Source organism: Cloacibacterium rupense (genome assembly GCF_014645495.1).
Taxonomy (GTDB): domain Bacteria; phylum Bacteroidota; class Bacteroidia; order Flavobacteriales; family Weeksellaceae; genus Cloacibacterium; species Cloacibacterium rupense.
In genome coordinates this window covers 51,972-72,456 of record NZ_BMLV01000003.1, presented here as the reverse complement: position 1 = coordinate 72,456, position 20,485 = coordinate 51,972, and the positions used below count along the sequence as shown (strand labels likewise).

The 20,485-nt window shown below is 34.3% G+C and carries 18 protein-coding genes; 11 read left to right on the top strand and 7 right to left on the bottom strand.

All coding sequences use genetic code 11. From position 1 onward, the window contains the following. Positions 1-36: 36 nt before the first annotated feature. Positions 37-321 carry a hypothetical protein gene (locus IEW40_RS07975; protein WP_188617573.1) on the bottom strand — a complete coding sequence of 95 codons (285 nt, stop codon included), beginning with the start codon at positions 319-321 and terminating at the stop codon, positions 37-39. A gap of 169 nt (positions 322-490) precedes the next feature. On the opposite strand from IEW40_RS07975, the gene IEW40_RS07970 reads away from it, so the two are divergent. Continuing rightward, positions 491-2,035 carry a serine hydrolase gene (locus tag IEW40_RS07970; protein WP_188617572.1) on the top strand — a complete coding sequence of 515 codons (1,545 nt, stop codon included), beginning with the start codon at positions 491-493 and terminating at the stop codon, positions 2,033-2,035. A gap of 84 nt (positions 2,036-2,119) precedes the next feature. On the opposite strand, the gene IEW40_RS07965 is transcribed toward IEW40_RS07970, so the two are convergent. The 3 genes from IEW40_RS07965 to ppk1 form a co-directional block, all read right to left on the bottom strand. Then, a complete protein-coding gene (locus IEW40_RS07965; protein WP_188617571.1) occupies positions 2,120-2,962 on the bottom strand; it encodes an archaemetzincin in 843 nt (280 codons plus the stop codon). Positions 2,963-3,010: 48 nt separating this feature from the next. Beyond that, positions 3,011-3,694 (bottom strand): phosphatase PAP2 family protein, encoded by a 684-nt coding sequence (locus tag IEW40_RS07960; protein ID WP_188617570.1) that lies wholly within the window; start codon positions 3,692-3,694, stop codon positions 3,011-3,013. A gap of 115 nt (positions 3,695-3,809) precedes the next feature. Continuing rightward, a complete protein-coding gene (gene ppk1, locus IEW40_RS07955; protein WP_188617569.1) occupies positions 3,810-5,879 on the bottom strand; it encodes a polyphosphate kinase 1 in 2,070 nt (689 codons plus the stop codon). Positions 5,880-5,995: 116 nt separating this feature from the next. Here ppk1 and IEW40_RS07950 point away from each other — a divergent pair, with 116 nt between their 5' ends. From IEW40_RS07950 to IEW40_RS07940, 3 genes are all read left to right on the top strand, one after another. Continuing rightward, positions 5,996-7,234 carry a M43 family zinc metalloprotease gene (locus IEW40_RS07950; RefSeq protein WP_188617568.1) on the top strand — a complete coding sequence of 413 codons (1,239 nt, stop codon included), beginning with the start codon at positions 5,996-5,998 and terminating at the stop codon, positions 7,232-7,234. Positions 7,235-7,410: 176 nt separating this feature from the next. Continuing rightward, positions 7,411-9,309 carry a molecular chaperone DnaK gene (gene dnaK / locus IEW40_RS07945; RefSeq protein WP_188617567.1) on the top strand — a complete coding sequence of 633 codons (1,899 nt, stop codon included), beginning with the start codon at positions 7,411-7,413 and terminating at the stop codon, positions 9,307-9,309. Positions 9,310-9,425: 116 nt separating this feature from the next. Continuing rightward, positions 9,426-10,460: a nucleoid-associated protein gene (locus tag IEW40_RS07940; protein ID WP_188617566.1), complete on the top strand. Its 1,035-nt coding sequence runs from the start codon at positions 9,426-9,428 to the stop codon at positions 10,458-10,460. Between the two features lie 53 nt (positions 10,461-10,513). Here IEW40_RS07940 and epsC read toward each other — a convergent pair whose 3' ends face one another. Then, positions 10,514-11,341, bottom strand: a complete 828-nt coding sequence (gene epsC / locus IEW40_RS07935) for a serine O-acetyltransferase EpsC (protein WP_188617565.1) — start codon at positions 11,339-11,341, stop codon at positions 10,514-10,516. Between the two features lie 223 nt (positions 11,342-11,564). On the opposite strand from epsC, the gene IEW40_RS07930 reads away from it, so the two are divergent. Together IEW40_RS07930 and pafA are read left to right on the top strand one after the other, a co-directional pair. Beyond that, on the top strand, positions 11,565-12,491 hold the full coding sequence (locus IEW40_RS07930; RefSeq protein WP_188617564.1) for a malate dehydrogenase: 927 nt from the start codon (positions 11,565-11,567) through the stop codon (positions 12,489-12,491). Between the two features lie 141 nt (positions 12,492-12,632). Further along, a complete protein-coding gene (pafA, locus tag IEW40_RS07925) occupies positions 12,633-14,303 on the top strand; it encodes an alkaline phosphatase PafA (RefSeq protein WP_188617563.1) in 1,671 nt (556 codons plus the stop codon). A gap of 37 nt (positions 14,304-14,340) precedes the next feature. Here the strand turns inward: pafA and IEW40_RS07920 are convergent, their stop codons facing one another. Continuing rightward, complete coding sequence (locus IEW40_RS07920) at positions 14,341-14,670, bottom strand: hypothetical protein (protein WP_188617562.1); 330 nt, start codon at positions 14,668-14,670, stop codon at positions 14,341-14,343. Positions 14,671-14,740: 70 nt separating this feature from the next. On the opposite strand from IEW40_RS07920, the gene IEW40_RS07915 reads away from it, so the two are divergent. From IEW40_RS07915 to hemL, 5 genes are all read left to right on the top strand, one after another. Beyond that, positions 14,741-14,938, top strand: a complete 198-nt coding sequence (locus IEW40_RS07915; protein ID WP_188617561.1) for a C1orf53 family protein — start codon at positions 14,741-14,743, stop codon at positions 14,936-14,938. Then, positions 14,935-15,462, top strand: a complete 528-nt coding sequence (locus IEW40_RS07910; RefSeq protein WP_188617560.1) for a DUF4136 domain-containing protein — start codon at positions 14,935-14,937, stop codon at positions 15,460-15,462. Before IEW40_RS07915 ends, IEW40_RS07910 begins: the two co-directional genes overlap by 4 nt. A 158-nt stretch (positions 15,463-15,620) precedes the next feature. Further along, positions 15,621-16,535, top strand: a complete 915-nt coding sequence (locus tag IEW40_RS07905; RefSeq protein ID WP_188617559.1) for a 1-aminocyclopropane-1-carboxylate deaminase/D-cysteine desulfhydrase — start codon at positions 15,621-15,623, stop codon at positions 16,533-16,535. A gap of 27 nt (positions 16,536-16,562) precedes the next feature. After that, positions 16,563-17,612 carry a glucosaminidase domain-containing protein gene (locus tag IEW40_RS07900; RefSeq protein WP_188617558.1) on the top strand — a complete coding sequence of 350 codons (1,050 nt, stop codon included), beginning with the start codon at positions 16,563-16,565 and terminating at the stop codon, positions 17,610-17,612. A 27-nt stretch (positions 17,613-17,639) separates the two neighbouring features. Continuing rightward, a complete protein-coding gene (hemL, locus tag IEW40_RS07895; RefSeq protein ID WP_188617557.1) occupies positions 17,640-18,938 on the top strand; it encodes a glutamate-1-semialdehyde 2,1-aminomutase in 1,299 nt (432 codons plus the stop codon). A 59-nt stretch (positions 18,939-18,997) separates the two neighbouring features. On the opposite strand, the gene IEW40_RS07890 is transcribed toward hemL, so the two are convergent. Continuing rightward, complete coding sequence (locus IEW40_RS07890; protein ID WP_188617556.1) at positions 18,998-20,413, bottom strand: CCA tRNA nucleotidyltransferase; 1,416 nt, start codon at positions 20,411-20,413, stop codon at positions 18,998-19,000. Between the last annotated feature and the right edge of the window lie 72 nt (positions 20,414-20,485).

Genomic DNA, 20,485 nt, shown 5'->3' with positions numbered 1-20,485 from the left:
AAAAAAGTTAGAATTAACTTTTTTTGGATTAATATATTACAAGATTTTATTAAGATAAAATAGAATTAAAGCTGCCAATCCCGTGAGAAAGATGAAAATTAATACCTGAGCAATGAATAAAATGGTAACATCAGTTTGATTGAGGCGTAAATTCATTCTTCTGTATGTAATCATTTCATCATAGGTATCTAATTGATTATCAAAGAAAGATTTGTATTTATTCGTGAGATAAATTTTAGAAAATTTTTGCTTCAAAATTACTGAAAACTTGATAACAAATAGTATCAAAAAAAAGGCTACAGCCCCTAAAAGAACAATCATGGTTTTAATTTTAAATTTTTGCTAATATTTAAACAATTTTTATGCCAAAAGCTAGCAAAATAGGCGTTTTTTAATTTCATCATTTCAAATTTCAGGAACTTAAAAACTAACAAACAATGGTATGGGAAAATTTAAAAAAAACTATCTTTACAAAAATTAAAAAGTCATTATGAAAAAATCCTTCTCTTTATTTTTTATACTTTGTTCTCTGTTCTTTTTCAGTCAGATTTCAGAGCAGAAACTAGACGAACTTATCCAAAAAACCATCACCACTTTTGACGTTCCAGGAATGTCAGTTGGTGTGATAAAAGACGGAAAAGTGATTTATTCTAAAGGTTTTGGGGTGCGTTCGCTTAAGAATAATTTACCAATGACGCCAGAAACTTTGGTAGGAATTGCTTCTAATTCTAAAGGTTTTACATGCACTGCTTTAGCGATTTTAGCTGATGAAGGAAAATTGAATTGGGACGATAAAGTGACTAAATTTTTACCCGATTTTAAGATGTATGACGATTATGTAACGAGAGAAATCACCATCAAAGATTTGGTAACACACAGAGCAGGACTTGGATTGGGACAAGGAGATTTAATGTTTTTTCCAGAAGGTGGAACTATTTCTACGGAACAACTCATTCATAATGTTCGCTACTTAAAACCTATGCATTCTTTCAGAAATACAATGGATTATAACAATATTATGTTTATTGTTGCAGGTGAAATTATTCACAAAATTTCTGGAAAAACTTGGGCAGAATTTGTCGAAGAAAGAATTATGAAACCCGTAGGAATGACCGCAAGTTTCGGAAGTTATAACCGTGCAAAATCTGTAGAAAATAAAATTGATGCTCATGCTCCAGTTAACGGAAAAGCTGTTGCAGTTCCTCACGATTGGAACGAAACCGCCAATGCAGCCGGTGGAATTTTGAGCAATATTACCGATATGACGACTTGGGCAAATTTCTTGATGAATGGTTTTGTTACCAAAGACGGAAAACGTTTGGTTTCAGAGAAAAATGCAAATATTTTATGGCAAATTCAGCAACCCATTCCTGTTGCTGCAAAGAACGCTTATGATACCAAATTTAATGGTTACGGTCTCGGTTGGTTTATTTCTGATGTGAAAGGTCACCGCCAGATTCAGCATACCGGTGGTTTAATTGGTACGGTTACGCAATTTACCTTAATTCCAGATTTGAATTTAGGAATTGTAGTGCTCACGAATCAACAACAAGGTCTTGCTTTTAATACCATTACCAATACTTTGAAAGATATTTCCTTAGGAATTGAGGGAAGAGATTGGCTAAAAACTTACGCCGAAAGATATACTAAAGGAAATGAGCAATACGATAAAGAAAAAGCAGATGCTTATGCTAAAGTTGCAGCTTATCAAAAAGATAGAAGTGCGAAACTAGCTCCCGAACAATTTGTAGGAACGTATAGAGATGTTTGGTTTGGTGATGTAGTGATTTCTAAAGAAAAGAAAGGTTTTAGAATTTTGTGTAAATCTTCCGAAAGGTTAAAAGGTGAAATTTTGCCTTATTCTAGAGATACTTTCGTGATAAAATGGGACGATAGAAGTTATGATGCAGACGCATTTTTCACCCTTAGTTTTGACGAAAACGGAAAAGTAGTTTCAGCCAAAATGAAGCCGATTTCAGATGTTACCGATTTTTCTTTTGATTTTGGAGATTTGGATTTGAAGAAAGTAGAGTAGATTTCTAAACCACAAAAGGCACAAAAGATTTTCTTTGTGTTTAAGAAAGACAAAAAAGCAAAAAGATTTTTACTTTTTGCTTTTTTATTTTAATATTTCCAAATCTTTTTGAGTTAATTTGGCTTCAAAAAGGAAGTTGTTGTTTTTAAAATATTGATTAAGCTCAGAAAGTCTTTTTTGATTATCGTATTTTAAACTCGAATTAAGCTTCTTTTGACAAAGAGAACAAAGTCTTGCGTAATGCTTGTCGGTTTCTGGTAAGCTATTTGTGCCATTCATTACGCAAACGGCATTTAAACAATGATTCAAGCCAAACATATGACCTATTTCGTGCGAACTTATTTTGTTTAATCTAAGTAGAGATTTATTAAAGTTTGAATCATTTAAATTGCCATCGTGAAATCTGTACATAGAAGTTACACCAATTCCTTTTTGATAAGAAGCCAAACCAAATACATAATTCCATTCTGGTTTAGGATATAAATCTTTTTGAGTAATAGCCATTAAAACTACAGCGTCTTTTGGTTTATTTGTAAGGAGAAGATGATCTAGAATGTATCCGGCTAATAATTGTTCGTGATTGTCAATAATTCTTCTTGCTTTTTTTGGAATTAAATTATCTGAAATAGGCTTTAAAATCTTTATTTTTAATTGGAAATATTTCTCTAAATAGATGCTGTTTTGCTTTATTTCTTTTGATTCTAAGCTGTCAAAGTCACCTATTGGCAGCAGATAAATTGTATTTTGATTATTTGATGGTATAATTTTTTTAGTTTTTTGGAAACTTTCATAAGTCTGAAATTTTTCTTTTCTGGTTTCTCGCCATTCTCCAGCTTTTGGTTCAGATAATTTTGTGTCATTAACTGAAATGATATGGTAATAATCGGTATTTTTTTCTTTGCAATGAAGAAAGAAAATTAAACTCAAAAACAATATATTTCTTAATACTTTCAAGATCAAAATTTTATTAAATAATTACAAATGTTCTTTATACAAAATGGTAAATTGGTCTTTTTTAGATTTTTTATTCCATTGATATTGATGCGTCCAATAGGCGATTTTAGTAGAAAGAATTCCTAATCCAGCCCCGAAAATGACATCACTCCAATAATGTTTGTTGTGGGCAATTCTTAGAGCGCCAACTCCACTTGCAACAGAATAGGCAGCGTAAGGAACCCAAGGATAATTTTCGCCATATTCTATAGAAAGTAGTGTAGCTCCTGCAAAAGCGTTGGCAGCGTGACCGCTTGGGAAGCCATATTCATTGCTTCCGTCTGGTCGAGGTTCTTTGATGATTTTTTTCAATAAGTAAACACTTCCAAAAGTGATGATTTCTGATTTTGCTAGAATGGCGGTTCTGTTCCAGAAATCGGTTTTAGGTTTCATTCCTGCTAATTCAAAAGCGTAAACAGAAAGGTGAGGCGAAAACTGTGCATAATCCTCAAAATAACCACCAAATGCTAGAAAATTTTTGTTTTCAAGAACGGGAGCATCTCTTTTTTCTGTGAAAAGAACGGCTGTTCCGGTTGCCATTAAAGAAAGAGGAATAATGATTCTTTTTGTTTCAAATTTTGGTTTTTCTACAAATTTTAAGCTATCTTTTTTTTGAGAAAAGAAGAACTGTGAGAGTACAATAAAACTTAAAATTATGTTTTTCATTCAATTTATTTTAGACTGCTAATATATCTACCCCGTCAAAATTTTCATATGAAAATTTTGCCACCTCTTCAGAGAAGGGAAATTTTATAGAAACAAAACTTCTTCATAGAAGAGTTTAACTTTCTGCAGCTTTCTTTTTTAAGAAATTATAGGTTTCTATCTGACTTCGGAAAGGTTTTTTGTCATTTCTTACATATTTATTGCTCAGATTTTCGTCTAAGATTCTGGCTTTTACATTTCCTTTCAGTTGAATTTCCAACAAATCTTTCAATTCTTTTTTTAAGGATTTATGGGTAATTTTGGCAGCTGCTTCTATTCTGTAATCTAGGTTTCTGGTCATCCAATCGGCTGAGGAAATGTAGATGTCTTCGCTGCCTTTGTTGTAAAAATACATTACTCTGGCGTGTTCTAGGTATTCGTCTACAATGCTGATGGCGTGAATTTTTTTCTTAAAATTTTTCTGTTCTACGGCACAGTAAATTCCACGAACAATCATTTTTATGGTAACGCCAGCTTCGGCAGCATCATAGAGTTTTTTGATTAGACCTTTGTCTGAGAGCGAGTTTACTTTGATGATGATTTCAGATTTTCTTCCAGCTTTTGCTTCTTCTATTTCTTTATCGATGTGTGCTTCTATTTTTTCTCTCATAAATTGCGGACAAACCAAAAGATTTTTACACGATTTCAACTCAACGACAGGGTCTAGTTTTGGTTTTCTAAAAAGGTTGAACACTTTATTAATGTCTGCCATTATTGCTCTGTTCGAGGTCATTAGCAGATGGTCGACATAGATTTTTGCTGTTTTTTCGTTGAGGTTTCCTGTGCTTACAAATCCGTACTGAATGGTCTTGTTGTTCACTCTTTTTTTGATGACGCAGAGTTTGGCGTGTACTTTTTTATTGGGTAAGCCTACCAAAACCTTCACGCCTTCTAATTCTAGGCGTTCTTTCCATTCTAGATTGGCTTCTTCATCAAATCTGGCTCTCAGTTCTAGCATTACGGTGACCTCTTTTCCGTTTCTTACGGCATTGATAAGTGCGTTTACGATTTTAGAATTGCTTGCCAATCGGTATGCTGTAAGTTGTATCGATTTTACATCAGGGTCCATTGCTGCTTCACGCAGAAGGTCGATTACGTGATTAAACGTATGATATGGAAAAGTGAGCAAGACATCTTTTTGAGTAATCACATCGGTAATTCTTTCTTGATTGTCGAACTCAGGATGTGGAAAAGAAGTTCTTTCTATCGGTTTTTTATATTCTTTAAAAACATCTGGAAAATCCATAAAATGTCTGAAATTATGAATTTTTTGTCCTGGAATAATGCTATCTTTTTTGCTTAAATTTAATTTTTTGATGAGAAATTCGACCAAGGATTTGTCCATATCTTTATCAAAAACAAATCTTGTAGGTTTGCCTTTTCGTCTAGATTTAATGCCTTTTTCTATTTTTTCTGCGTAGGAAGTTCTGATGTCATTATCAAGGTCGAATTCTGCATCTTTGGTCACTTTGAAGGCGTTGGCTTTGAATTCGTCATACCCAAAATACGAGAAAATGTGAGGGAGATTAAACGCAATTACGTCTTCTAGAAGCATGATGTCTGTTTCATCATTATCTTCTGTTGGCAGAATCACGAATCTACCGTTTGACCTAGCCGGAACTTCTATTATGGCAAATTTGGTGTTGTATTGCCAATCTTTTCTGCGCATGGCAATGCCAAGGTAGAGGCTTTTTTCTCTAAGGTAAGGAAGCGGGACATGGTCGTGAAGCAGGATAGGAATCACGTTTGATTCTACTTCTTCGTCAAAATATTTTCTCACAAAGTCTTTTTGTTTTTCGGTGAGTTTTTTTGGAGTTTTGATGAAGATTTTCTGTTCTGCCATTTCTTCCTGAATTTTTTTCCAGGTTTTATCGAAATCTTCTTGTTGAGCAATTACAATTTTATTGATTTTGTCAAGGATTTTCTGAGGTCTTTCAAAGAAAGTATCGACTGCCAATTTTTCTTTGAGTTCTAGGGCGCGTTTAAGTCCGGCAACGCGCACTCGGAAAAATTCGTCTAGATTATTAGAAAAAATCCCTAAAAATCTGATTCTAAGATGCAGAGGAACGGTCTCGTCCATTGCTTCTTGTAAAACTCTGGCATTAAAGCCGAGCCAAGTAATATCTCTAGGATTAAATTGTGGCATAGAATATAGAAGTTTACTTCAAATTTAATAAAAAACATAAAATTTTACTGAATGTTTTTTTTAAAATGAACGAATTTTAATATTTCTAATTAAATTTGTAACAAAAGAGTTTTGATATGAAGAATGTAATTTTATTATTTAATATTTTTTTATTTAGTCTAGTTTCTGGACAAAGAATGTGTGGAACTTCTCAAAAGATGGAAGAATTTTATCAAAAAAATCCAGAAGTCAGAAGCTATGCAAAAGAGTTAAGGGCGTTTTTAGTGAATCCTAATAATCTTAAAAAAACTAATAGGTCTAGTAATATAGTTACCATTCCTGTAGTAGTACATGTATTGTATAAAAATTCAACTCAAAATATCTCAGATGCACAGATTCAATCACAGATATCAGTATTAAATCAGGATTTTAGAAAATTAAATTCAGATTTTTCAAGTGTAGTACCTGCAGCATTTCAACCATTTGGTGCAGATTTGGAAATAGCTTTTTGTATGGCTACAAAAGATCCAAACGGAGTTGCTACTAATGGAATTGTAAGAAAATCTGTGCCTACTACTTTCGATTTTGAAAATGAATATTATGAATCAACAGGAGATTTGGCTTGGGATCCTAATAAATATTTGAATATTTGGATAGGAGCTTTTGATAATCCTGATTTGTTGGGATTTGCTTACTTGCCAGAAGGAGCTGCTGGTCAACCTTTTGACGGGTTAGCTATTGGTTATCAGTATTTTGGTACAATTGGTACGGTGAATTCGCCATATAATGGAGGTAGAACTGCGACACATGAAATAGGTCATTATTTGGGGTTATTGCATCCGTGGGGAGATGATGGTAGCGCTTGTGGTACACCTGCAAATGATGATGGAGTAGCCGATACACCAGCAACAAACAGGTGGTATTTTGATTGTCCTACATATCCAGATAACATTTATACATGCACTTCTACTCCTGACGGTGCCATGTTTATGAATTTTATGGATTATGTAAATGATAGTTGTATGGCTTTTTTTACCAATGGCCAAAAAACAATTACAAGGAATGTTTTAAGTGGACCTAGAGCTTCACTCCTTAATTCTAACGGGTGTCAAACTTTGAGCTTAACAGAGATTGAAAAAATAGAGGCAATCAAACTTTTTCCAAATCCTAGTACACAATTTATTTCTGTTTCATCTCCTATGATTGCAGTAGATGAGGTAGAGGTTTTTGATTCTTCTGGAAAGTTGGTTCTTGCGAAATCTAATTTAAAAATTCAAGAAAAAATAGATATCAAAAGATTGTCTTTAGGAATTTATTACATTAGAATTTATAGTAAAGGAAATTTATTGAAATCTGATAAATTCATCAAACAATAATTAAGACAAAAATTATATCGTTAAGGCTCCATAATGGAGCTTTTTTTGTGCAGAATGACAAATGAAAAAAATGACAAGAAATGAATAATGTCAATTTGTCACAATTTTTGACTTGGTACAGAATTAGTGAATTTCAAGAAAAATAAATTAATTAAAAGAAAAAAAATAAAAATATTATGAGTAAAATTATTGGAATTGACTTAGGTACTACCAACTCTTGCGTTGCGGTAATGGAAGGAAAAGATCCTGTAGTAATTGCAAATGCAGAGGGTAAAAGAACCACTCCGTCTATTGTAGCATTTACAGAAGATGGCGAAAGAAAAGTAGGTGACCCTGCCAAAAGACAAGCGGTAACTAATCCTACAAAAACTGTTTATTCAATCAAGAGATTCATCGGTACGCAGTTTTCTAAAGATAAAGAAGAGATTTCTAGAGTTCCATATGCTGTAGTAGCGGGACCTAATGATACTGTAAAAGTAAAAATAGATGACAGAGAATATACCGCACAAGAAATTTCGGCTATGATTCTTCAAAAAATGAAGAAAACGGCAGAAGATTTCTTAGGGCAAGAAGTAACAAGAGCGGTAATTACTGTTCCTGCCTACTTTAACGATGCACAAAGACAAGCTACTAAAGAAGCTGGTGAAATTGCAGGACTTAAAGTAGAAAGGATCATCAACGAACCAACGGCTGCAGCATTAGCTTATGGACTTGACAAAGTAGGTAAAAAAGACCTTAATGTGGTAGTTTTCGACTGTGGTGGTGGTACTCACGACGTTTCTGTACTAGAAATGTACGAAGTAGATGGTAACGCTTCTTTCGAAGTAAAAGCTACCGATGGTGATACTCACCTTGGTGGTGATGACTTTGATAACGTAATCATCGATTGGATGGCAGATGAATTCAAATCTGAAGAAGGTGTAGATCTTAAAGCGGATGCTATTGCACTTCAAAGATTAAAAGAAGCTGCAGAAAAAGCAAAAGTAGAATTGTCTTCTTCTACTCAAACTGAAATCAACTTACCTTATATTACTGCAACTGCAACGGGACCAAAACACTTGGTGAAAACTTTAACAAGAGCTAAGTTCGAGCAATTGGCACATAGATTAATTGAAAGAACTATTGAGCCTTGTAAAACAGCTCTAGCCAATGCTGGAATGAGTACTTCTGATATAGATGAAATCATCTTAGTAGGTGGTTCTACCAGAATTCCTGCAATTCAAGAAGCAGTAGAAAAATTCTTCGGAAAAGCACCTTCTAAAGGGGTAAATCCTGATGAAGTAGTAGCAATTGGTGCTGCAATTCAAGGTGGAGTTTTAACAGGTGATGTGAAAGATGTATTGTTATTAGATGTAACTCCGCTTTCTTTAGGTATTGAAACTATGGGTTCTGTTTTTACTAAATTAATTGAAGCTAACACTACGATTCCTACCAAAAAATCTGAGGTTTTCTCAACTGCAAGTGATAATCAACCAGCAGTAAGCATTAGAGTAGGACAAGGTGAAAGACCAATGTTTAATGATAATAAAGAAATTGGTAGATTTGATTTAACAGATATTCCACCTGCACCAAGAGGAGTTCCTCAGATTGAAGTAACTTTCGATATTGATGCTAATGGTATTCTACACGTTTCTGCGAAAGACAAAGGAACTGGTAAAGAACAGTCTATCAAAATTCAAGCAAGTTCTGGACTTTCTGATGCTGAAATCGAAAGAATGAAAAAAGAAGCAGAAGAAAATGCAGCAGCCGATGCTAAGAGAAAAGAAGATGTAGAAACCATCAATAAAGCTGATGGAATGATTTTCCAAACTGAAAAGCAATTGAAAGAATTTGGAGAAAAATTATCTGCAGATAAAAAAGCCGCAATAGAAGCAGCACACGCAGAACTAAAAACTGCTTACGAAACCAAAGATGCAGATGCTATTAAGCCTAAGTTAGAAGCATTAGACGCAGCTTGGATGGCCGCTTCAGAAGAATTGTACAAAGCCACTCAAGAAGCACAACCGCAACCAGAAACTGCGGGAGCAAATGCAGGTGATAATGTACAAGATGCTGATTTCGAAGAAGTGAAGTAATATCAAATTACATAAAATAATTAAATCCCGACTGAAAAGTTGGGATTTTTTTGTTTCTATATATAATGTAAAATCTTGTGACTATACATTTTCCAAATTTTCCCTATTTTCGCAAAATGATTTTCACAGAAGAAACCACACTAGAACATCTTTGCATCAATTACGTTGGAAACCAAACGCATCAGGAAGCTTTGGTGACTTCGGATACTGAAATTTTCTTGGAAGAAGAAATGAAACAGATGCTGAAAGATTATTTCCTTAAAAATTTTAAACCCGAAATATTTTTCGAGTTTTTCCATAGTTCTAATATCGAGAATAATGAGGTTTATACCTATGTTTCAGAGATTTTTGAACAACCAGAATTGTTAGAAAACCAATCTAAAAAATTGGCAAAATTGCTTTACGAACATTCTACCAACCCAAGAACTAAAGGTGGAGAATTCTATGTTTGCTATTTCAAAGATTTGATGGTAAAAGGTGAAAGATATGATGCGGTAGGACTTTTTAAATCTGAAAACAAAGATACTTTTCTGAAAGTTTCGCCTAAAAATGAAAATTTTGAGCTCGAAACTTTACAAGGAATTAATCTGAACAAAGTAGATAAAGGTTGTATTATTTACAATACTACAAAAGAACAAGGTTACCTTATTTCTATTATAGACGGTACTTCTAGGGCGGAAACCAGTTATTGGATGGACGATTTTTTGCAGGTTCGTCAGCGACAAGACGAATATTTCGAGACGCAAGAAACTTTGACACTTTATAAAGAATACATCACCAAGCAACTTCCACAGGAATTTGAAATTTCTAGAGCTGACCAAGTGGATTTGCTGAATAAATCGCTTACTTTTTTTAAGGAGAAAGAAGAATTTAAGATGGAAGAATTTGCTGGAGAAGTTTTGGCAGATGATGAGGTGATACAGAGTTTTAATGCCTTTAAAACACAATATGAAGACGAAAGAGATTATGTACTTTCTGATGATTTTGCCATCAATGATGCGGCGGTAAAGAAAAATGCACGTTTGTTGAAAAGCATAATCAAGTTGGATAAAAATTTCCACATTTACGTACATGGTGACCGAAAAAAAATTCAACAGGGGCAAGATGAGAACGGAAAATATTATATTCTTTACTTTGAAGAGGAGAATTAGAAACTAAAACGCTCAGAAAATTTTTTCTGAGCGTTTTTTATGATTTGAGAATTTTAAATAAAATAATTAATCGGTTCTTCGGTAGGATATTTCTGTTTGATGGTGACCTGACCTTTGTGAAAAACTACAGAATTGGCGGGTAGACTTTCGGTAATCCAAACGTTACCTCCTATAATGCAGCCTTCGCCTATGGTGGTTTCTCCACCTAGAACAGTGGCATTGGCATAGATGACTACGTGGTCTTCTATGGTAGGATGTCTTTTGGTGTTGGCAATTTCTTTAGAAACAGAGAGTGCGCCTAAAGTTACGCCTTGGTATAATTTTACAAAATTTCCTATGTTAGAAGTTTCACCAATTACGATACCAGTGCCGTGGTCTATAAAAAATGGTGAGCCAATGGTAGCACCAGGGTGAATGTCTATACCCGTTTTGCTGTGTGCTAGTTCAGTCCATATTCTAGGGATTACCGGAATGTTTTTTACATACAATTCATGAGCAAAGCGGTAGATGGCAGTGGCGTAAAATCCGGGGTATGAGAAAGTGATTTCTTCTAAAGAAGCAGCTGCAGGGTCGTTTTGAAGTAGAAATTCAGCATCTTTTTCGAGGGTCACGTAAACTTCTGGGAATTTTTCGAAAAAATATTCAGCGGTTTGGTTGGCTTCTTCGGGAGTGTCAAAAACGGATTGTAGAATTTCTGTAAAATCTTTTTTGAAACCTATCAATCTATTGTTCATTTCGTTTTCTGAGTTGCATCTTTGTAATTCAAGAAAAAAAACAAACCTAAAAAAGTCATCGATAAACTTTTCTATTCTACTTTTGTTGAGGTCATATTTTCTATTGGCATAACCTTCGTGCAGGTGTTTCAAAAAAATGCTTTTCATATATTGTAAAAATAAAGCACAAATTTAACAATTGCATTCTATTCAATCATTGATTTAAGTTAATTTTTAAATCTATTATCATTATTTATAAAATATTGTTAATGCCGATATATTTCATATAAATAAAATTGTTCAATTTTCAAACATTCATTAAATTTGAGGTGCAAAAAAATGAACCCGTTAGGTTCTAGAATTTTATTTAAAATTAAAAAAAAATTAAAGTATGAAAGTAACCGTAGTAGGCGCAGGCGCAGTAGGTGCTAGTTGCGCAGAGTATATCGCAATGAAAAACTTCTGTTCAGAAGTAGTTTTGGTTGACATTAAAGAGGGTTTCGCAGAAGGAAAAGCAATGGATTTGATGCAGACTGCATCTCTTAATGGATTTGATACTAAAATTACTGGTACAACAGGGGATTATAGCAAAACTGCAGGTTCTGATGTAGCTGTTATTACTTCTGGTATTCCTAGAAAACCTGGGATGACTAGAGAAGAGTTGATTGGTATTAATGCTGGTATTGTAAAAGATGTTACAGAAAATTTAGTAAAACATTCTCCTAATGTAATCATTATCGTAGTTTCTAACCCTATGGATACTATGGCTTACTTAGTACATAAGACTTCTGGTTTACCTAAAAACAAAATTATTGGTATGGGAGGGGCTTTGGATTCAGCAAGATTTAAATACAGATTGGCTGAGGCGCTAGGAGCTCCTATTTCTGATGTAGATGGTATGGTAATCGCTGCACATAGTGATACAGGTATGTTGCCATTATTGTCAAAAGCTACTAGAAATGGTGTGCCAGTGACAGCTTTCTTATCAGAAGAACAACAAGCTTATGTGGTAGAAGAAACTAAAGTAGGTGGAGCTACTTTGACTAAATTACTAGGAACTTCTGCTTGGTATGCACCGGGTGCTGCCGTTTCTGTAATGGTTCAGGCGATTGCTTGTGATCAAAAGAAAATGATCCCTTGTTCTCTTATGTTAGATGGTGAATACGGACAGTCTGATATCTGCTTAGGTGTACCTGCTATTATTGGTAAAAATGGAGTAGAGAGCATTGTAGAAATTGAACTTTCTGATGCTGAGAAAGAAAAATTTGCAACTGCAGCAGCAGCGGTAAGAGAAGTAAACGGAGATTTGAAATTCTAATCATTTTTTGGAATTTACGATATGAAACGCATCATTTTATGGTGCGTTTTTTTGTTTTATTTAACATTATTTAAAACTATTTTTAGTGTAGCTCCAGATCAAAAACTTTAAATTTGCGAAATCCAATAAAATTAAAATCCTATGATTAAAAAAATTACATTAATAGCAATCACTGTTTTTTCTGTTGTCTGCTTTAATGCACAAAAATCTGAATCACAGAAGCATGTAAAACCGAGTACAGAGAGTGTACAGAAGCCTAAATTGGTAGTAGGTTTGGTGATAGACCAAATGCGATGGGATTATCTATACAGATATCAATCAAAATATACTGATGGAGGTTTTAAAAGATTGTTAAATACTGGCTATTCGTTTAATAATGTTATGATTCCTTATATTCCTACGGTTACGGCATTGGGGCATACCAGTGTTTATACAGGCTCTGTGCCCTCTATTCACGGGATTGCGGGAAATGATTGGACAGATAAAACTACAGGGAAAAACGTATACTGTACTACGGATACCTCTGTGCAAGCAGTAGGAACTAGTAACGCTAAAATAGGTCAGCATTCGCCAAAAAATCTTTGGAGTACCACCATTACAGACCAATTAGGCATTGCTACCAATTTCCGCTCAAAAGTGGTGGGCGTTTCCCTGAAAGACAGGGCATCTATTTTGCCAGCGGGCCACAATCCTACAGGCGCTTTTTGGTTTGATGATTCTTCTGGAGATTTTATCACCAGTTCTTATTATATGAATGATTTACCCGTTTGGGTTAAGGATTTTAATGCTAAAAATTTACCTAAAAGTTTGGTAGCCAATGGCTGGAATACGCTTTTACCGATAGAGCAATACACCGAAAGCACTTCGGATAATAATAAATGGGAAGGTCTTTTGGGTAGTGCCAAAACACCAACTTTCCCTTACAGCAATTTGGCTGCAGATTATGAAGTTAAAAAAGATAACATCAGGTCAACCCCTTTTGGGAATACTTTAACTTTAAAATTTGCTGAAGCAGCCATAGATGGTTATCAAATGGGAAGAAATGCAGATACTGATTTTTTGGCCATTAATATTGCTTCTACCGATTATGCAGGGCATAAATTTGGGCCCAATTCTATCGAAGTAGAAGATGTTTACCTAAGATTAGACAGAGATTTAGCCGCGTTTTTCAAAATGCTAGATGCGAAAGTGGGTAAAGGTAAATACTTAGTTTTCTTGACTGCAGACCACGGAGCAGCCCATGCTGAAGGCTATATGGAAGCCAACAAAATGGCAACTGGATTTTTTGGGGAGGAGTTTGAAAAGACTTTGAATACCATGTTAAAAGAAAAGTTTGGGGAAGATAAAATGATTTGGGGTATAGATAACTATCAGGTTTATCTTAATCAAAATTTAATCAAAGAGAAAAACCTAGATGCTGATGAAATAAAAGGTGAAGTTATTAAAATTTTAAAAGCAGACCCTACTGTTTTGTATGTTGTAGATTTAGATGAAGTAGCAGAAGCAAGCATTCCAGAGCCTATTAAAACTAGAATAATCAATGGTTATAACTGGCAAAGAAGTGGAGATATACAAGTGATTTCTCATGATGGGATGTTGCCTCCTTATTCTAAAACGGGTACTACCCATAGCGTATGGAATTCTTATGACGCTCATATTCCATTGATTTTTATGGGAACGGGTATCAAAAACGGACAAAGCAATAAGCCTCATTTTATGACTGATATTGCACCTACTTTAGCTCAGATTCTTAAAATTGAAAATCCAAGTGGTTGTATAGGAAACCCAATACCAGAAGTAACAGAAAAATAATTTTGATATAGTTAAAACGTGCAATTTTGCACGTTTTTTACATTTTGTATTTCCAAAAACTCCACAATTTTCGGTGTTCTAGGTAGTTTAGGTCTTGTTCTTGCGCGTAAGCTTCTCGCTCGAAACAGATATTATGGTAGGCTAAATTTTTATCTTTAAGTTTAAAGTACCAATAGTAATATTCTACCACATACCAGATGTAAAAAAAGATAATGAGAAGTTCTATTTGTTGATGGATATGTATTTTTTCGTGGTTCATTAGAATTTTGTTGTTTTTCAAGTTCTTATCACGAAGAAATATAAACGGAAAAAGCGTAATCCCGTTAATTTTGGTTTTTTTAAGAAGCTTTAGTGTAAGCACAATCATAAAACAAATATAGAATTTATGCGTTATAACTTAAAGTTAAAGGTTAAAATTTTATTTGTAAATTTATGGAATGAAATTTGATAGAGATATAAAAGAAAACATAGATTATTATTACAACGAACAAGGATATCGTGTTTTTACAGAAGCCTATCACTTAAAACGTGGTTATTGTTGCAAAAGTGGTTGTAAGCATTGTCCTTATGGTTACGATAAAAAAACAGATACTTTCAGAAAAATTATTAAGAACCCAATAAATCAAAAAAAATGAAAAGATATTTTTTAGTTCTAGCAGCGTCAGTAGCACTTTTGGTTACTTCTTGTAGTCCGTTTCAAGTAAAAACTGATTATTCTCCGACTGCTCATTTTACAGATTATAAGACTTATCAATTTAGGGTAGATGACCTTAAAATTAATGATTTAGATAAGGATAGGGTACTGAATGAAGTAGCTAAAAACTTACAATCTAAAGGATTGTCGGCTTCTCAGACTCCTGATTTAATTATTAATCTTAAAGCATCTCACAAAGAAATTACAGATATCAATAATGATTACCCAGGAGGAATGTGGGGATGGGGAGGTCCTTATGGTTGGGGCTGGGGAATGAACCGCACTTGGACTAATCACTACACCAGAGGCTCATTGGTTATCGATATTGTAGATACTAAAACCAATAAATTAGTTTGGCAAGGGGTAGGAAATGGGATTAATGTAGATTCTCCAAAATCTAAACAAAAACAAATTCCTGCCATTGTAGAAGAAATGATGGCTAATTTTCCACCGATTAAGAAATAAATTTTCTTTGAATTTTTACATATAGTTTTTTAAATTTCGGGATGGCTTTTTTTGGGGCATCCCGAAATTGTTTTATAGGGCCTTAAAAAGTCTTAAAGAAATCATAATGCACGTTAAAAAGAATATTTTTTAGCATAAAATCCATAATTTTGCACCCAATGAAGTTATTAGAACATACCATTCCAATCGTTGAAATTTCTATTGGGGCAAGTGTACAACTTTTCATCAAAAGAGAAGACCTTACTCATCCCGAAATTTCTGGAAATAAATATTGGAAAATGTTTTTTAACATGAAAAAATATTTAGAAAAAGAAGTTTCCGAAAGGAAGATTATCACTTTTGGAGGTGCTTTTTCTAATCATATTGCCGCAGCTGCAGCTCTGGGGAACGAGTTCGGAATTCAAACTCTTGGCATCATCAGAGGAAATGAATTAGAAGATTCTTGGCAAGAAAATCCCACTCTTTTTTTGGCACATCAAAACGGTATGACTTTCAGATTTGTAAGTCGGGAAGTGTACAGAGATAAGGAAAAAATGATGAAAGAACTTCAAGAAGAATTTCCAGAAAGTTTGGTGGTTCCAGAAGGTGGAACCAATGAAAATGCAGTAGAAGGAATACAATATATGCTTTCTGATGAGACAAAGGGTTTTGATTATCTTTGTTGTGCTGTAGGAACAGGAGGCACTGTTTCTGGACTTGTAAAATTTGCAGAGCCTCATCAGCAGGTCATTGGTTTCAAGGCGGTGAAAGATGATTCTTTAGAAAAGAGAATAAAAAAACTTTCTCAAAAAGACCATTTCACCTTAATAGATGCGTCAGATGGAGGTTTTGGTAAAATAATAGACGAAAATGTACGTTTTATTAATGAATTTTATCAATATTTTGGCATTGTTTTAGAGCCTGTTTATACTGGGAAGATGCTGAGAAAAATCTTTGAGATGATTGCAGATGGTTATTTTCCAGAAAATAGTAAAATCTTAGCATTTCACACCGGTGGTGTACAAGGAATAGCAGGGGCTAATGAAATGTTGAAAAAGAAGAACAAAGAGTTAATTAATATTTGTAGAACTTAATAAGTTTTATTCGATTAAAAAATAAATATGAAGAAATTTATCGTAATATTTTCAATACTCATGATTTCGAATTTCCAAGCGCAAGGTTGGAAAACAGAAGACCAATACATTCAAAAATTTGCGCATTTTGCGGTAGAAGAAATGGAGAAGTATAAAATTCCGGCTTCTATTACTTTAGCTCAAGGTCTTTTAGAAACGGGAGGTGGACAAAGCATTTTGGCGCAACAAGGCAACAATCATTTCGGAATTAAATGCAAGGAAAACTGGACGGGTAGAACCATGAAATATACCGATGATGCACCCAATGAGTGTTTCAGAGTGTATGATGACCCTAAACAATCTTATGAAGACCATTCTATTTTTTTGGTTAACAGACCGTTTTATAGAGGGTTGTTTAGTTTGGACCCTAAAGATTATAAAGCTTGGGCACACGGATTGAAAAAGGCGGGCTATGCTACCAATCCTAGGTATGCTCATATATTGATTGCAAAAATCGAAAAATATAGACTTTTTGAATTTGACTTTATTAAAAAGGAAGAAGTTACAGAAAAGTTATTAGCTCTTTATCCTGAATTGGCCAATGACAAAGTTTTTTTGGCTAAAAATCTACCATTACCAACAGAAAAAATAGAAGACGAGCCGAAAGTGGTGATAGATGCTCCAGAGCCTGTAAAATTAACCAAGCAAGAAGTGCTGCTTTCGATTTTAATGAAAGCCCATCCTAACGAAGCGCTTAGGTATATTGTTATCCCTGTAGAGCCAGATTATGATGATGCTTCGGAGGTTAATTTAGAAGATATTTCCAAAAAATATGAAGTTTCTGTATCTAAGTTGATGAAATGGAACGAATTGACTTCTAATGCTTTAAAAGAAGGGCAAATCCTATTTTTAGAGAAGAAAAATTCAGAAGGAAGTGTAGATACTTACAGAGCTGAAAAAGGAGAAAGCATGTACAGTATTTCACAGAAATTTGCCATAAGATTAGACAAACTTTACGACAAAAACCGCATGGAGTATGGGGATAAAGTAAAAGAAGGTCAACTCATCTATCTCAAAAACAGAAAACCAAGAAATTAATCGACAATCAATTTTCAATCATCAATTATGATTTACCAAAGAAGTTCAGCGTTATTCGAAGAAGCTTATCAATATATTCCAGGAGGTGTCAATTCGCCAGTTCGTGCTTTCAAATCTGTAGGTGGAGTTCCTATTTTTATGAAATCTGCGAAAGGTGCTTATCTTACCGATGCAGATGAAAGAACTTATGTAGATTACATCAATTCTTGGGGACCAGCAATTTTAGGACATACTCATCCTGAAGTTTTAGAAGCCGTGAAATTACAAGCAGAAAAAGGTTTCTCTTTTGGTGCGCCAACAGAACTAGAAACAGAAATTGCAAAATTTATCATCGAAAACGTTCCGAATATTGACCAAATCAGAATGGTTTCCTCAGGTACAGAAGCTTGTATGAGTGCCATCAGATTGGCAAGAGGTTATACCGGAAGAGAAAAAATCATCAAATTCGAAGGTTGTTATCACGGACATTCAGATTCATTTTTAATAAAGGCAGGAAGCGGAGCTGCCACTTTTGGGAATCCTAATTCACCAGGCGTAACTTCTGGAACTGCAAAAGATACTCTTTTAGCAAAATACAATGATATAGAACAAGTTGAGGATTTGTTTCGTCATAATCAAGGTGAAATTGCTGCGATTATTGTAGAACCCGTTGCAGGAAATATGGGTTGCGTTTTGCCAGAAAATAGTTTCATTCAAAATCTAAGAAAAGTTTGTGATGAAAATGGCGCTTTATTGATTTTTGATGAAGTGATGACGGGGTTCAGATTGGCTTTTGGTGGAGCGCAAGAATTGTACAATGTAAAAGCAGACATCGTTTGTTACGGAAAAGTGATTGGTGGCGGAATGCCAGTTGGTGCTTTTGCAGCTAGAAACGAAATTATGAATTGTTTGGCTCCAAAAGGTGCCGTTTACCAAGCGGGAACTCTTAGTGGAAATCCTCTTGCAATGAGAGCTGGATTGACCACGCTTCAACTCATTAAAAATAATCCTAATTTCTACGAAAAACTAAATAAAACTACAGAAACGCTAGATTTTGAAATTGGAAAAATTCTCAATGAAAAGGGAATTGCCCATAAAATTAATAGAAAAGGCAGTATGATGAGTGTTTTCTTCCATACGAATAGAGTTTCTAATTTTGAGGAAGCTGCAGATTCTAATCATGCGTTATTCAATAATTTCTTCCATCAATTGTTGGCTCAGGGAATTTATCTTCCACCAAGTGGTTACGAAACGTGGTTTATTTCTGATGCCATCAACGAGACCGAAATCGATAAAACGCTTGAAGCCGTAAGAAATTTTGATTATTCAGATAAAGTAGAAGACTAATTTTTTTGCCACAAATACACGAATATTTTTAAAATTAATTCGTGCATTTGTGGCATAATTTATATTTCCAAGCCTAAAAGTTTTGCTTCTTTAATCACGAAATTTCTTGCTTCATCTTTATCATTGGCAATTTCACCTTCTAGAATGGCTTCTTTTACTTTTTCCTTTAAAATTCCAATTTCACGACCTGGTTTTAAGTTGAACATTTCCATAATTTCTTCACCAGAAATTGGGGGTTGAAAATTTCTAACGTGGTCTTTTTCTTCCACTTCTTTGATTTTTTTCGCCACATATTCAAAATTTTTCTTGAATTTTTCCTGTTTCGAAGCATTTTTCGTGGTGATGTCTGCTTTACAAAGCGTGAATAAATCTTCTAAATCTTCACCAGCGTCAAAAAGCAATCTCCTCAAGGCAGAATCCGAAGTTCCATCATCAATCAAAGCAATCGGGCGAGATGAAAGTTTCACCATTTTCTGCACATATTTCATATCAGTTCCTAAAGATAATTTCAGTCTAGTAAACAGATTTTTCACCATTTTAGAACCTAGAAATTCGTGTCCGTGGAAAGTCCAACCCACTTTTTCTACAAATTTTTTAGTCGGTGCTTTTCCGATATCGTGAAGCAATGCAGCCCAACGTAACCAAAGTTTATCTGTATTTTTAGAAATATTGTCAACTACTTCTAGCGTGTGCCAAAAATTATCTTTGTGCGTTTGTCCTTCTACTTCTTCAATGCCTCTTAAAGCCGTCAATTCAGGGATTATTTTTTCTAAAAGAGTAGTTTCTTCCATCAATTTTAAACCAACCGAAGGTTTTTCGCTCAACATAATTTTGTTGAATTCCACCATAATCCTTTCCATCGAAACAATTTTGATGCGTTCTGCTTCTTGTTTGATGGCTTCTAGAGAATTTTTTTCAATTTTAAAATCTAAAACCGATGCAAATCTTATGGCTCTCATCATTCTCAAAGGATCGTCAGAATAGGTTTGATCTGGTTCTAGAGGTGTTTTAAGAACTTTATTCAGCATATCTTCTCTTCCGTTGAAAGGGTCAATGAGTTCCCCGAAATTTTCAGCATTCAGAGAAATTGCCAATGCATTTACGGTAAAATCTCTGCGTTTTTGATCGTCTTCTAAAGTACCAGTTTCTACGGCTGGTTTTCTAGAATCTTCGGAATAGCTTTCTTTTCTGGCGCCCACAAATTCCAAATCCAAATCTTTGTATTTTATCATCGCCGTTCCGTAGGTTTTGAAAACAGAAACCTTCAAATCTCCGAGCTCTTTTCCTACTGCTTTTGCAAGTTCTATTCCGCTTTGTTCGGTTACAAAATCGATGTCTGTTGGTGCTTTTCTTTGCATCAACAAATCACGAACGTAACCGCCCACAATATAGACCGTTTGGTTATTTTCTTGGGCAACTTTAGAAATGATTTTAAAAAGTTTGAAATTTTTATTTTGGGTTAAATTGATTTTCATAAGTTGGAAGATGGAAGTCTGAAGATGGAAGTTCTTAATTGCCTCCAATAATCTAAATATTTTGCAAAGATA